We start from the raw sequence: 13,171 nt of genomic DNA on the forward strand, positions 1-13,171 counted from the left end.
GGCGCCCCCCCGCCGCCGCGCCGGGGCGGGGGGCCCCGGGGGCGGGCGGGCGGGGGGCGGGGGGCGGGCGCGCCCCGCGGACGGACCGGCGACGGCCGCGCCGAGCGCGACGGCCGTCGCGCCGCCGGCGGCCAGCAGGGAACGGCGAGACAGCGGGGTACGAGGCACAGTGATCTCCCGAGGGTGAGGCGGTTGCCTTCTTCCTACCAGGCGATCATCCACAGTGGTGCGCCGGTTCCCCGCCGCCGCCCCGGCCACCCGGTCGCGCGCGGCGGCCGGGGGGACCGGGGTTCGGTGTATCAGCGGTGCTCGCTGTCGAGGGCGGCGACCTCGCGTACGGCCTGGGCGACGGCCGTGAAGTCCTTCTTGAGGATCGCGCCGTGGTTGCTGGCGACCTTCGCGTGGACTCGGATGTTCGGGTTGCGCGTGGTCACCGCGTCGAGGCTGGCGCGGATGCGTTCCTGCTCGTCTCCCTTGCTGCCGAGGGACGTTCCCGAGGCGACCACGTACCGCACCGGGACGGTGATGCCGTCCAGCACCGGACCCAGTTCGCGTTCCCGGGAGAGCCGGCCCAGCTCGATGTTGCTCTCCGCCTGCTGGGCGGCGCTCATGCGCGGGGTCAGGCCGGTCGGCCGCAGCAGCGGCGTGAACCAGCCCAGGCGCCGGAACAGCTTGCGGATCCGCAGCTCCATGGCGTCGTCGAGCCAGTCGTGCGGGAACGCGCCGTCGACCAGTACCGCGCCGATCGTGCGGTCCGGGTTGCGGTGGGCCCAGTGGGCGCCGACGACGGCCCCGTACGACCAGCCGACGAGCACCGCCCGCTGGACGCCTCGGGCGGCGAGAACGGCGTCGACGTCCCGGACGGCCGCCTCGAAGGAGTAGTCCGCCGAGCGTCCCGACTTTCTGCCGCGGGCCCGCTCGTCGTAGGTGATGTGCCGCCATCGGGTACCCAGGTCGGTGATGACGTTGCGCCAGTACCCCTGGGTGGCGAACTGGCCGTTGAGGAAGACCACGGGGACGCCCGCGCCGCCGGTGTCGGTGACGGCCAGGGCGGTGTCGTCGACCGGCACCATGCCGGTCCACGGCGAACTGGTCGAGGAGGGGGTGTTCGTCGTCATTGTCGTACTCCTTGAGGGGGTTGGGGTTCAGAGGCTGCGGGCGGTGATGTCGCCGTGCGAGGTGGTGGCGTGGATGTCGAGGTCGGCGCTGCCGTGGTTGACCAGGTCGTTGCTGATGCGCCCGTGGCCGGTGCCGGCGTCCAGGGCGGCCGAGACGCCGCTGGCGGCGGCGACCGAGATGTCGCCGGACTGGGTACGCAGCACGAGCCGACCTCGCGTTGCCTGCGCGACGCGGATGTCGCCCCGCGTGGTGCTGATCTCGGCGGGGCCGTTGAGCTGACCGACCTCGACGGTGCCGTCGACGGCGGTGAGGCGCATGCTCGCCGCCTCGTCGACCTTGATGTGGCGGTACGCGCCGTCCACGGTGACGTCACCGAGGCGTCCGACGCCGCGCAGCTCGGCGCTGGCGGCCCTGATCTCGACGCGGGAGTCGGCGGGCAGTTGGACGGTGACCTCCACCGAGCCGGCGGGGCCCAGGAGCTGGTTGTCGGGGGACGCGGTCGTGACCCGCAGGACGCCGTCGGCGTACGCGATGGTGGTCTGCTCGGCGGCCCGGGTGTCGCGGCTGCGGCCGGCGTCGGCGGGCCGGACCTCGACGGTGGTGTCCGCGCGGTCGGCGGCGATGAGTTGGACGCGCCCGGCGGGGATGTCCAGGACGGCGGCGATGGGGGCGGGGGTGGCGAAGCTCTGCACGGCGTTCTCCGATGCTCTCTCCGGTGTTTCTGACATTGGAAACGCTACGTTGCTTTCCAGTTAGTGGCAACAGCCTTGTTGCGTAGATGGGTAGTAAGGGCAGCTCAGAGCGTTGTAAACGTTGCAACCGATCTGCCGCTAAAGCAACGGCCGGCGTTACCGCCATTGCAATCGACTGGCGGTGAACGCTATGGTGGCAATGCCGTTGAGGACGACCACCGAGGAGATCACCGTGCCGGGAGGCAGACTCACCCAGCAGGACCGTCAGCAGATCGCGTCCGGGCTGGCCGACAGCCTCCCGTACGCCGAGATCGCCCGACGCCTCGACCGTCCGACCTCGACGATCACCCGCGAGGTGCTGCGCAACGGCGGCCCGAACGCCTACCGGGCCGAGCTGGCCCACCGCGCCACCGAACGCCGCGCCCGCCGCCGCGTGCCGTCCGCCACCCGGACCGCCGAGGCGATCCCGCAGCCGCACGGCCGCGACGCCGAGGCCGTCGCCGAGTACGAGGAGGTGTTCACCACCGTCCTCATGGCCACGGGTCTGAACAAGATGGGAGCCCGGGTACTGACCTGCCTGTTCACCACCGACACGGGCAGCCTCACCGCGGCGGAGCTGGCCCAGCGTCTGCACGTCAGCCCGGCGTCCATCTCCAAGGCCATCAGCTTCCTGGAGAGTCAGAGTCTCGTCCGCCGCGAGCGCGACGAGCGCCGCCGCGACCGCTACGTCATCGACACCGAACTCTTCTACCAGGCGACGATGGCCAGCGCCCGCGCCAACGACCAACTCATCGCGACAGCACGTGAGGGCGTCGCCGTCCTCGGCCCCGGCACCCCGGCCGCCGCCCGCCTGGAGAACATCGCCCGCTTCCTCGACTTCATCAGCGAGAGCATCACCCGCGCCGCCGAACAGGCCCGTGCCGTCCTGCACACGCGGGCGGTGAACTAGTTCCGGTCCGGGCGGTGCCGGGCGTACGCGTCGACGAGCCCCCAGCGTCCGGGAATGTCCAGCAGCGCGATCCGGTCGAAGGCGGACGGCAGCGCGGGATTGACGGCCAGGTGTTCCTCGTGCGGGTCGAGGCCGAGCAGGGTGCGCAGCAGCAGCATCGGCGCTCCGCTGGACCACGCCTGCGGGCTGCCGGCGGTGGGATACCGGACCGGGTACCGGGTGGTGCTGCGGTCGAAGCCCCCGAACGCCTCGGGCAGCCGCCCCTGGAAGTAGGTCGCGGCCGACAGGATGCCCTCGGCGATGCGGCCCGCCTCGCTGAGGAACCCGTAACGGCGCAGGCCCCACGCGATGAACGAGTTGTCGAACGGCCAGACGGTGCCGTTGTGGTAGCCGAGCGGGTTGTAGCGGCTCTGCCCGGAGGCGAAGGTCCGCACGCCCCAGCCGGAGAAGAGCGCCGGACCCATCAGGTGCTCGACGACCCGCGCGGCCCGGTCGGGCGCCACGATGCCGCTCCACAGCAGGTGGCCGATGTTCGAGGAGAGGCTGTCCACGGGAGTGCCGTCGTGGTCGAGCGCGAGGGCGTAGTAGCCGCGGTCCTCGAGCCAGAAGTCCCGGTTGAAGCGCTCGTACAACGCCGCCGCCTCGCGTTCCAGCCGCTCGGCGTAGTCGCGGTCGCCCCAGAACGTACGCGCCAGCCGCGCGCCACGGAGCTTGGCGTCGTAGGCGTACCCCTGGACCTCACACGTCGCCCTCGGGAACCCGGGCAGCCGGCCGTCGGCGTAGGAGATGCTGTCCCAGGAGTCCTTCCAACACTGGTTGTCCAGGCCGGTGGCCCGGTTGCGCCGCTGGTACCAGACGTAGCCGGTCGACGTCAGGTCCGCGTACGCGTCGATCCAGTCCAGGGCCGCGCGAGCCTCCTGCTCCAACTCCATCACCAACGCGGTGTCGCCGCTCCACCGCTCGTACTCGTCGAGCAGCACCACGAACAGGGGCGACGCGTCGACGGTGCCGTAGTAGGGGGAGTGTGGCTGCTCCTCGAACGCGGCCGACTCCCCGTAGCGCAGCTCGTGCAGGATCCGGCCGGGATCCTCCTCCAGCACGTCGTCGGTCCGGGCGCCCTGGAGCGAGGCGAGGATCCGCAGTGTCGGCGGGGTCAGCGACGGCGTGACGGGCAGGGTCTGTAGGCAGGTCAGCAGGCTGTCGCGGCCGAACAGGGTCATGAACCAGGGGAGCCCGGCCGCGGGTACGGCAGCTCCGCCGAGTGACAGCGGCGCGAAGCGCAGCGCCGCGAGGTCCACCAGGCTGCGATGGTAGACCTGTTGGAGGGTGGCGCTCTCGGTGTCCAACGTCGGCGCCTGCGCCACCCACTCGCGCACGCTGTCCGGCAGTGTCGACTCGTCCGGGCGTAGAGCCCGCAGGGCGGCGCGCAGGTCGACGCCGTCCGGTCGCAGCGCCCGCATGACCACCCGCAACCGGGTGTCCCACTGCTCCCCGGGCCGCAGCCGCACCGCGTACCGCAGGCCGCGCGCGTCGATGGTGGCCGACTCGCTCGTCGACACGACGACCTCACGCCGGTACGTCCCGCGTCGATAACCGACCCGCAACTCGTTCGGCTCGACGTCGGTGTAGTAGCTGCCCGCCTTGTCCTGGATATCGAACTTGATCTCGAAGATGTCGGCGAAGTCGGCCTCGACCTCCAGTCGCACGTCGAGGTCCACCACTCCCTGGCCGTAGTTGAAGATCGTCAGCGTCTCGGTGAGGTCCGGGCCGATGCGTCGCCGCCGGATCGCGGACACGTCCGCCTCCACGTAGTCGACGGCCCCGCCCGGCACCACGAAGAACGTGACCTCGTAGTACTGGCTGTCGTCCACCGACAGGGCGGCCAACCGCTCGCCGTTCACAGTGAGCACCCAGCGGGACAGATAGCGCGTGTCGTTGGCGAACAGCCCCACCGGCGTTGCGGGCGACGACTCCACGTCTCCACTGGCGTCCGACACGATGAAGGTGTTGCCGTCGATGCACGACACCGTGCCCGGGATGTCCCTCACGGCGCGCTGGTCGCCGTCGGCTGGTCGGCTCCCGCGCCACCCTCGGCCGCGCGGGGAAACAGTCGCCCGATGCGCAACGCCAGGGCGAGGTCGCCGTCGACCAGGATCTCGCCGCGCTCGATCGCCGCCAGCCCGTTCACCTCGCCACGCGCCATCGACTCCGCCACCTGTGCCGGCACCCTGATGACGGTGTCGGCCGGGTCCCCGCTCTGCGACACCTCTAGCTTGCCGTGGTCGATGACCAGGAGCCACTGCTCCAGGTCGTCCCCGTCGGCGATGTCGAAGCGCACACTTCCGCACACCTTGCTGAACCGCGGATCCCGGCACGCGGCGGCCAGCCGCTCGAAGAAGTCGCTGGTCGCCGTCGTCATCCCACCTCCCGGCCCGACAAAGAGCGGACGACGGCTACCCGCTGCGGCCCGTTGCTAACGCCCGACCGACGGAAATGAGCTGTCGGCGTGGCAGGCGCACCGCTCAGAATGTCCGCCGTGGCGAAGGAACAGGTGCTGGCGAGGGTGGCGGCGGATCTGGAGCGCGGGCACGTGCACCCCGCGATGCAACGCCTGGCGAGCCTGACCGCCGCGTACCCCGACGACCTGGAGGTGCGGGCGCGGCGTGCCGCGCTCTACCGGCAGGTGGGCAACGTGGCCGAGGCGGGGCGATGGGGCTTCCTCGGCGAGGACGCCGACGCGCGGGAGGTCGCCGCGTTCGAGCAGGCCTACGGGAACGCCTGGCGGCGTCTGCGGGCGTTGCGGGTGACCGCCGACCCCAGCGCCAGACTCGGGCCGGTGGCGGGCGCGCGCTTCGCGCGACTGCTGGAGCAGGCCGGCCGGTACGGGCCCGTCACCTGGACCGATGACGGGCCACGTCCCGATGAGCCGAGTTCGTGGCGGGACGGGTTGGGCTGCCTGGTGGCGGCGGTGATCGGCGTGGTGCTGGTGGCGCTGTGCGTGGTCGGCCTGGTCACCGTGCTCCGGTGGGTTTTCTAGTCGAGGTCGAAGTCGACCACGACCGGCGTTCGCCCGACCCGCAGGGGAGTCGCGGCGTCGAAGCCGGCCGCGTCGCGGTGCCACACCGGCGGGGCGTACGCGCAGTCGCAGCGCAGCTTCACCCGCTGCCCGGGGAGCAGGCGCAGGGCGTACCCGCTCCCCACGTCCGCCACGCCGGCAAGGTCTCCGGTGCTGGCGTCGAAGGCAAGCACCTGGGCGTAGGTGAGCAACTCGTCGACGCGTACCGCCCCGCTGACCGGGGTGCCGGCGGGCAGCGCCTGGTCCAGGGTCGTCGTCCGCGCGGCGCGGACCCGGACCTTTCGCGCCTGCGCCCGGCTGCCCACCCCGCCGGACCAGACGGTGGCGTACCCACCCGCGGCGAACTGCACCGGCCACTCGTACGGCCCGAGGCCCGTGATCGTGTAGCGGCCGTTCTCATCGGTTGTGGGCCCGTGGTCGTCGTACTTGGGGTCCGGCACGTACGGCACCACCATCACCAGCGCTCGCGGGACCGGGGCGTCGGTCGCCGCGTCGGTCACCACCCCGACGACCGTGCCGGGCGGATCGAGCCGGATGTCGGGCGCGTTGGTCACCGTGCCGGCCCGGACCCGGATGACGGACGCGCGCTCGCGCTCACCGGTGCCGCCGTGCCGGCCGACCCACTGCCAGCCGTGCCGGGTCGTGTCGTAGGGCCGCACGAGCAACCGGTAGTCCCCGGGTGCGACGTCACCGGTCACCAGGCTGCCCTGCTCGTCGGCGCAGCCGCCGTACCGGCCGAGCTGGTCCTCCCCGAGGGTGACCGCCGTCAGCGCCGCGGCGTCGATGGGCACGAGCGCGGCGCAGGCGCGGGGCACCGGCGCGCCGGTGGCCGCGTCCCGCACGACGGCGCGAACGCCGCCGGGCGCGGGCGACACCTGCCGGGGGGTACGCGCGCCAGCGGGCGCGGCGGCCTCCACGACGAGCAGCGCGATGGCGATGGTGGTGGTCAGCTTGCGCAGGAGGGTGGGGCTCACGGGCGTGCTCCTCGCGGCGACGGAACGGGGGTGCGCCGACGGTAACGGAGCGTTGCTGATCCAAATCGGTCAATGTCGTGATGCTGACTGAAGGTGACGTGCTGCCGGTTGATCAGCGTTGTGTTCCGGACACACCGCCAGGTCTGGCGTGGGCGGCGAGCCATGTGGGCGGCAGGGTGAGGGTGTGGAACCACTCGCGCGGCACCTGATCGAAGTACGGTCCCTTGAGGACCGGCTTTCCCCCGCCGAACCGGTCGGCCGCCGCGGCGGCCCGCCGGGCGCTGAAGCGCCAACCGCCCGTTGCCCGGGAAGTGATGATCCTGCCGCCACGGGCGATACCGACGTTACGGTTCGGATTTGGCCGGGTGCTGGTCTTCCAGATGCGGCCCGTGAAGTGGACGATGAAGTCGATTTGGGACCACGGTTCGCGCGTCGCGGGCCGGCCGTACTCGTCCGGGCCCAGGTAGACGCCCTGTTCGTCAACGGCGAAGAGCAACTCCTGCCGGACCGCGCGGCCGACGCGGCCCCGCATCAGGGCGAGCATGGTCGCCTCGAACCCCAGCCCAATGATGACGAACATGTAGCGCTCGGACAGGTCCTGTAGGCCGATCACCACGGCGGTCATCGGCAGAGCGCTGTACAGCGCCAGCGTGAGCCCGGTCAGGATGCGGCTCTGCCGAACCTCGTATGCCCCATCCATTTTCATGACTACAAGATAGCGGTGATCATCAACAAGGTCTGATCGGCGTTCTCCCTCAATTCGGGCGCGTAGGGAGGATCCAGCGCATAGCGTCACGGTGGCGGCTCACGGCCGCCCGCGTCGGTGGCCGCCGGCGCTCGCGCCGACCGAAGGGGACCGGCTCATGGACCGGGTCGACAACATGCTCCTGCCGGAGCTGGACGGCCCGGTGCCGACCGCGGCGACGCGGGCGCTGGGTCTGCTGAGCCTGGCCCTGGGCGTGGGCGCGCTGGCCGCGCCCCGGACCCTGGCCCGCCTGACCGGCGTCGACGACTCACCCGCCGCGCGGGCCGTGATCCCCGCCGTCGGAACGCGGGAGGTGATCCACGCGGTCGGTCTGCTCACCGGCCGCCGCCCGGCCGGTTGGGCGTGGACCCGGGTCGTTGGTGACGCCCTGGACCTGACGCTGCTGGGCCGGGCCATGGTCGACCGGCGGGGGGAGCGTCGCCGCCGCCTGGCCCTGACCACGGCCGCGATCGCCGGCATCACCGCCCTGGACGTCGCCACCGCGATCGCCGCCGGTCGTGCCCGCCGGGCCCGGGAGCGGATGATCCGGATGGAGATCGCGGTGACGGTCAACCGGTCACCCGCCGAGGCGTACCGGTTCTGGCGTGACGTGGAGAACCTGCCCCGGTTCATGGCGCACCTGGAGTCGGTACGCGCCGACGACCTGCGCCTCTCGCACTGGGTCGCCCGTGGACCGGCCGGTCGCCGCGTCGAATGGGACGCCGAGATCATCGACGATCAGCCGAACAGGTCGATCACCTGGCGGTCGCTGCCCGGCAGTCGGGTGGCGAACGCCGGTCGGGTCGCGTTCGTACCCGCCCCGGGCGACCGCGGCACCGAGGTCCGGGTGCAACTGCGCTACGCGCCACCGGCGGGCGCGCTCGGCCGGGCCGTGGCGAAGCTCTTCGGCGAGGAGCCCGAGCAGCAGGTCCGTGACGACCTGCGCCGATTCAAGCAGGTACTGGAGGCCGGCGAGGTGGTCCGCTCCGAGGGCAGCCCGAACGGCATCTCCGTACGCCAGCAGGCGATGCAGCGACCCGCGCAGCCGCTGCCGCCGACCCGGCGCTGACCGTTTCTCGAAGGGGCGAAGCAATGAAGGCCACCGCCTGGATGGGCGCCGACACCGTCAGGGTGATCGACGTACCCGAGCCGACGATCATGAACGCCCGGGACGCCATCGTGCGGGTCAGCACCACCGCGATCTGCGGCTCCGACCTGCACCTCTACCACGGCTACATCCCCGCGATGCGCAAGGGCGACATCCTCGGCCACGAGTTCATGGGGGAGGTGGTGGAGGTCGGGCCGCAGGTCCGCAATCTCAAGCCCGGCGACCGGGTGGTGGTGCCGTTCCCGATCGCCTGCGGGCACTGCTCCTCCTGCCAGCGTGGCCTCTACTCGGTGTGCGAGAACTCCAACCCCAACGCCGGCATCGCCGAGAAGGTCATGGGCCACTCACCGGCCGGCATCTTTGGCTACTCCCACCTGCTGGGCGGGTACGCGGGCGGCCAGGCCGAGTACGCGCGGGTGCCGTTCGCCGACGTCGGCCCGCTCAAGGTGCCCGACGAGATCCCGGACGACCAGGCCGTCCTGCTCGCCGACGTCTTTCCGACCGGCTACCTGGGCGCCGAGATGTGCGACATCAAACCCGGGCAGGTCATCGCGATCTGGGGCGCGGGGCCGGTGGGGCTACTCGCCGCGGCCAGCGCCCGGCTGCTCGGCGCGGAGCGGGTGATCGTCATCGACCGGTTCCCCTACCGGCTGCGTCTCGCCGCCGAGCACGCCGACGCCGAGACGATCAACTACGAGGACGTCGACGTGCTGGACACCCTCAACGAGATGACCGCCGGTCGGGGCCCCGACGCGTGCATCGACGCGGTCGGTCTGGAGGGCCACCACGCCAACTCCGCGATGTACGCGTACGACCGGGCCAAGCAGGCCACCCGGACCGAGACGGAACGGCCGTTCGCCCTGCGGGAGGCGATCCTGGCCTGCCGATCCGGGGGAGTGGTGTCGGTCATCGGCGCGTACGGCGGCTTCGTCGACAAGTTCCCGATGGGCGCGTTCATGAACCGGTCACTCATCATGCGGACCGGTCAGTGTCATGTGCAGCGCTACACCCGCCCCCTGCTGGAGCGCATCCAACGCGGCGAGATCGACCCGAGCTTCATCGTCAGCCACCGCATGCCGCTGCGCGACGCCCCCAAGGGCTACAAGATCTTCCAGAAGAAGCAGGACGACTGCACCAAGGTGCTCCTCAAGGTCTGACCGCCCCAGCTCCCGCGATCTTGCACTTTCTGCGGCGACACAAGGGGCATACCACCCCATGTTGACGACCGAAACCGCAAGATCGGCGCGAGGGGGGTGGCGCGTTTGTGGTCCGTGGGCTCGGGAACGCCGTCCGTTCGTCCGTTAGCCGGCCTGCGCGCCGGTCCAGGAGGCGAAAGGGAGCGGGTCATGGAGTACGAGCAGATGATCGCGACCGTACGACAGCGCGGAGGGCTCGGGGAGAACGAGGCCGTGCGCTCGGTGCAGGCCGTCCTGTCGGTGCTCGGCGAACGGCTCGCCGGACAGGAGGCCGACAACCTGGCGGCACAGTTGCCCGATCGGCTGAACGATTCTGTCACCCGAAACCCCCAGGGACGCCGGTGGGACGTCGACGAGTTCCTGAAGAAGGTCGGCGACCGTGAGCAGGTGTCGAACGGGGACCAGGTGCGTCAACACGCCCAGGTGGTGCTGAACACCGTCGCCGAGGCGCTCGACGACGACGACCGGCACGACCTGCTGGCGCAGTTGCCCGGCGGCATCACCGACCTCTTCGGTGTCCCCACCCCACGTGGCTGAGCGCGGTCACGCTCTCAGCGGGCGCGGACCCCGGCCGCCACGGTCAGGGTCCCCGCCGCCGTGGTCATCGACGTGCGACGTCCGAGCCGATGGGCCGACGGTCGACGGCCGGCGAGAACGGGCGATCGTCAGGGAATCGGCCACTCGTGCACCGGCCGGTTGCTGTGCATCAGCTCCACGTAGTGCCGCACCACCTCGCGCAGCGCCTCCGGCCGGTCCAGGTGATCGGTGGACTCCAACCGGTGCAGCGTCGCCACCTGCCAGGTCGCGCCGTTGCGGTTGGTCAGGCAGCGTTGCTCGATGACGCCCAGCAGACGGTCCCGCTCGGTCGGGTCGAGGCCCCACCGGTCCAGCCCGTGGTGCGCCATCGGTAGCAGCCGGCGCAGCACCAGCTCGGTGACCGGCAGGTAGCCGAGGCCGGGCCAGAAGACCTGCGCGTCGATGCCGTGCCGGGCGCAACTGGTGAAGTTCTCCTCGGCGGCGCTGAACGACATCTGTGACCACAGTGGCCGGTCCGACTCGGCGAGGGCGCGGACCAGTCCGAAGTAGAAGGCCCCGTTGGCGATGGTGTCCAGCACGGTCGGCCCGGCCGGCAGCACCCGGTTCTCCACGCGCAGGTGCGGCCGGCCGCGCGACACGTCGTACACCGGACGGTTCCAGCGGTAGATCGTGCCGTTGTGCAGCCGCAGCTCGGCGAGGTTCGGCACCTCGCCGGCCGCCAGGGTCTGCGCCGGGTCCTGCGGGTCGCACACCGGCAGCAGCGCCGGGAAGTAGCGGACGTTCTCCTCGAACAGGTCGAAGACGCTGGTGATCCAGCGTTCGCCGAACCAGACTCTGGGGCGTACCCCCTGGGCTTTGATCTCTTCCGGCCGGGTGTCGGTGGCCTGCTGAAACAGCGGGATGCGGGTCTCGCGCCACAGCTCCCGACCGAACAGCAGCGGCGCGTTCGCCCCGAGCGCCACCTGGATGCCGGCGACCACCTGGGCGGCGTTCCAGTAGTCGGCGAACTGCGCCGGGCTGACCTGGAGGTGGAACTGGGTGCTGGTGCAGGCCGCCTCCGGGGTGATCGTGTCGGCGGTGACCGCCAGGCGCTCCACCCCGGAGATGGCGATCGGCAGGTCCTCGCCGCGCGCCGCGAAGATCTGCTCGTTGAGCAGCTTGTAGCGCGGGTTGGCCGACAGCGTCTCGGCGGTGAGGTGCTCGGGACGCAACGTCGGCAGGATGCCGATCATGACCATGTGCGCGCCGATCGTGCGGGCCTTCTCCTCGGCGGCGTTGAGGCTGGCGCGCACGTGCTCCTCGAAGTCGAGGGTGCCGGTGCCGGTCAAGCGGCGCGGTGGCACATTGATCTCGATGTTGAACTGGCCCAGCTCCGTCTGGAAGCTCGGATCCTCGATGGCCGCCAACACGTCGGCGTTGCGCATGGCCGGATTCGACGCCTCGTCCACGAGGTTCAGCTCGATCTCCAACCCCGTCATCGGCCGGTCGATGTCGAACCGCGACTCCCGCAGCATCTCGGCGAAGACATCCAGACAGTTCCGCACCTTTTCGCGGTAGCGGGCCCGATCCTCCCGACTGAAGGTCCGTACGCCGACATCCTCGCCCATGGTCACCGCCCTGTCACCGCTGGTTCCCCCTAACCTCGCACGTGGCCGTACGAGCGGGGAAGACCCGAGGGTTCTTTCCTACCCAGTGGCGGGCCCCGTGACCCCTGTCGCACGCTCTGTGGTCGGCGAGAGCGCGAACGGCCGGCACCGCTAGCATTGCCGGATGCGCGAGAAGGTGACCCGGCTGTTCGTCGCGGCGGCGATCGCCGAGGCCTGCTCCTGGCTGGCCCTGCTGGTGGGGATGGCCGTCAAGTACGGTCCGCCGGACAATGAGCTGGGCGTCAAGATCTTCGGGCCGATCCACGGCGGCCTGTTCATCGCGTACGGGTTGCTGGTGCTCGCGGTGGCGCGGCTGCGCCGCTGGAGCCTGCCGGTGACCGTCGTGGCGCTGGCGTGCGCCGTGCCGCCGTTCGCCACGCTGATCTTCGAACGCTGGGCACATCGCCGGGGCATGCTCGGCGGCGACCGGCAGCCGGTCCGCGAGCCCGCCCCGGTCGGCTGACCGGCCCCGGCCGAGCGCTCAGGTCAGCGCGGAACAGGCCGCGACGCCGGCCAACAGCAGAGCGCCGATCGTCGCCTGCAACAGCAGCGGTGGTCCCAGGTGTGACCAGAGGGTCGCGGTACGCGGGGTGAGCAACTGCCCGGTGGTCAGGTTGACGATCCGCTCGATCCGCGGCGGCAGCTCCGGATCGCGCTGCGGGCGCAGGGTGAGCTGCACCTGATCGGCCGGGTGCAGGGCGCTCTGCGGCAGGTGTCCGTGCAGCTCGACCTCGCAGAGCTGACCGGCGGTGTTCCGCAGGCGGACCGGGGTGACCAGGTACTCCGGGCCCTGCTTCAGCTCCTTCCAGCGTCGGCGGGCGCCACCGCCGCCGAACGAGAACAGCGCGCGCAGCAGCAGGGCCGGCAGCCGGGCGAACGCGGCCGCGGCGAGCACCGCGACCAGCACCGGTTGGCCGACGCGTATTTCGCGGGTGTAGCCGTCCAACAGGCGGACCAGCCGTCCCGTGACGATCCGCTCCGTCGGGTGCACGATCCGCCGGGTATCGAGTCCGCTGTCCATGTCCACCACCGAGAGTCCGCTTGTGTTCACTGATCGTATCGATGTCCCCGGTTGAACGACGTGAATGAAACCTGGTCACGGGCTCACGCCCGCGAGGTGACATCCCGG

The 13,171-nt window shown here is 71.3% G+C and carries 14 protein-coding genes; 6 read left to right on the forward strand and 8 right to left on the reverse strand.

All coding sequences use genetic code 11. The features are described from left to right. Window positions 1–299: 299 nt before the first annotated feature. Both AB0J36_RS29560 and AB0J36_RS29565 read right to left on the reverse strand, forming a co-directional pair. Entirely contained in the window at window positions 300–1,118 is an 819-nt protein-coding gene (locus AB0J36_RS29560; RefSeq protein ID WP_363661420.1) for an alpha/beta fold hydrolase, read from the reverse strand. A 27-nt stretch (window positions 1,119–1,145) separates the two neighbouring features. Further along, complete coding sequence (locus tag AB0J36_RS29565) at window positions 1,146–1,847, reverse strand: DUF4097 family beta strand repeat-containing protein (RefSeq protein WP_363661421.1); 702 nt, start codon at window positions 1,845–1,847, stop codon at window positions 1,146–1,148. A 196-nt stretch (window positions 1,848–2,043) separates the two neighbouring features. Here AB0J36_RS29565 and AB0J36_RS29570 point away from each other — a divergent pair, with 196 nt between their 5' ends. Continuing rightward, complete coding sequence (locus AB0J36_RS29570; RefSeq protein ID WP_357121978.1) at window positions 2,044–2,760, forward strand: helix-turn-helix domain-containing protein; 717 nt, start codon at window positions 2,044–2,046, stop codon at window positions 2,758–2,760. Here the strand turns inward: AB0J36_RS29570 and AB0J36_RS29575 are convergent. Further along, complete coding sequence (locus AB0J36_RS29575; RefSeq protein WP_357122199.1) at window positions 2,757–4,799, reverse strand: glycogen debranching N-terminal domain-containing protein; 2,043 nt, start codon at window positions 4,797–4,799, stop codon at window positions 2,757–2,759. The genes AB0J36_RS29570 and AB0J36_RS29575 overlap by 4 nt on opposite strands. 5 nt (window positions 4,800–4,804) lie before the next feature. After that, on the reverse strand, window positions 4,805–5,179 hold the full coding sequence (locus tag AB0J36_RS29580) for an SCP2 sterol-binding domain-containing protein (RefSeq protein WP_357121981.1): 375 nt from the start codon (window positions 5,177–5,179) through the stop codon (window positions 4,805–4,807). 117 nt (window positions 5,180–5,296) lie between these two features. Between AB0J36_RS29580 and AB0J36_RS29585 the strand changes: the two genes are divergently transcribed. Then, window positions 5,297–5,797, forward strand: a complete 501-nt coding sequence (locus AB0J36_RS29585; RefSeq protein WP_363661422.1) for a DUF6584 family protein — start codon at window positions 5,297–5,299, stop codon at window positions 5,795–5,797. Here the strand turns inward: AB0J36_RS29585 and AB0J36_RS29590 are convergent. Together AB0J36_RS29590 and AB0J36_RS29595 are read right to left on the reverse strand one after the other, a co-directional pair. Next, a complete protein-coding gene (locus AB0J36_RS29590) occupies window positions 5,794–6,810 on the reverse strand; it encodes a carboxypeptidase regulatory-like domain-containing protein (protein ID WP_363661423.1) in 1,017 nt (338 codons plus the stop codon). The two genes, AB0J36_RS29585 and AB0J36_RS29590, sit on opposite strands and share 4 nt — an antisense overlap. Window positions 6,811–6,922: 112 nt before the next feature. Next, entirely contained in the window at window positions 6,923–7,435 is a 513-nt protein-coding gene (locus tag AB0J36_RS29595) for a hypothetical protein (protein ID WP_357397794.1), read from the reverse strand. Window positions 7,436–7,673: 238 nt separating this feature from the next. Between AB0J36_RS29595 and AB0J36_RS29600 the strand changes: the two genes are divergently transcribed. The 3 genes from AB0J36_RS29600 (at window position 7,674) to AB0J36_RS29610 (ending at window position 10,396) form a co-directional block, all read left to right on the forward strand. Next, window positions 7,674–8,624 (forward strand): SRPBCC family protein, encoded by a 951-nt coding sequence (locus AB0J36_RS29600; RefSeq protein WP_357175523.1) that lies wholly within the window; start codon window positions 7,674–7,676, stop codon window positions 8,622–8,624. 23 nt (window positions 8,625–8,647) lie between these two features. Then, window positions 8,648–9,820 (forward strand): zinc-dependent alcohol dehydrogenase, encoded by a 1,173-nt coding sequence (locus AB0J36_RS29605; protein ID WP_357175520.1) that lies wholly within the window; start codon window positions 8,648–8,650, stop codon window positions 9,818–9,820. A 189-nt stretch (window positions 9,821–10,009) separates the two neighbouring features. Then, entirely contained in the window at window positions 10,010–10,396 is a 387-nt protein-coding gene (locus AB0J36_RS29610) for a DUF2267 domain-containing protein (protein WP_357397791.1), read from the forward strand. A gap of 128 nt (window positions 10,397–10,524) precedes the next feature. On the opposite strand, the gene AB0J36_RS29615 is transcribed toward AB0J36_RS29610, so the two are convergent. Then, on the reverse strand, window positions 10,525–12,003 hold the full coding sequence (locus AB0J36_RS29615) for a glutamate--cysteine ligase (RefSeq protein ID WP_357122002.1): 1,479 nt from the start codon (window positions 12,001–12,003) through the stop codon (window positions 10,525–10,527). Between the two features lie 163 nt (window positions 12,004–12,166). Here AB0J36_RS29615 and AB0J36_RS29620 point away from each other — a divergent pair, with 163 nt between their 5' ends. Next, on the forward strand, window positions 12,167–12,505 hold the full coding sequence (locus AB0J36_RS29620; protein WP_357397789.1) for a DUF3817 domain-containing protein: 339 nt from the start codon (window positions 12,167–12,169) through the stop codon (window positions 12,503–12,505). An 18-nt stretch (window positions 12,506–12,523) separates the two neighbouring features. Here the strand turns inward: AB0J36_RS29620 and AB0J36_RS29625 are convergent, their stop codons facing one another. Beyond that, entirely contained in the window at window positions 12,524–13,072 is a 549-nt protein-coding gene (locus tag AB0J36_RS29625) for a hypothetical protein (protein WP_357397802.1), read from the reverse strand. Window positions 13,073–13,171: the final 99 nt, after the last annotated feature.

This window comes from Micromonospora sp. NPDC049662, from assembly GCF_040675055.1.
Lineage (GTDB): Bacteria > Actinomycetota > Actinomycetes > Mycobacteriales > Micromonosporaceae > Micromonospora.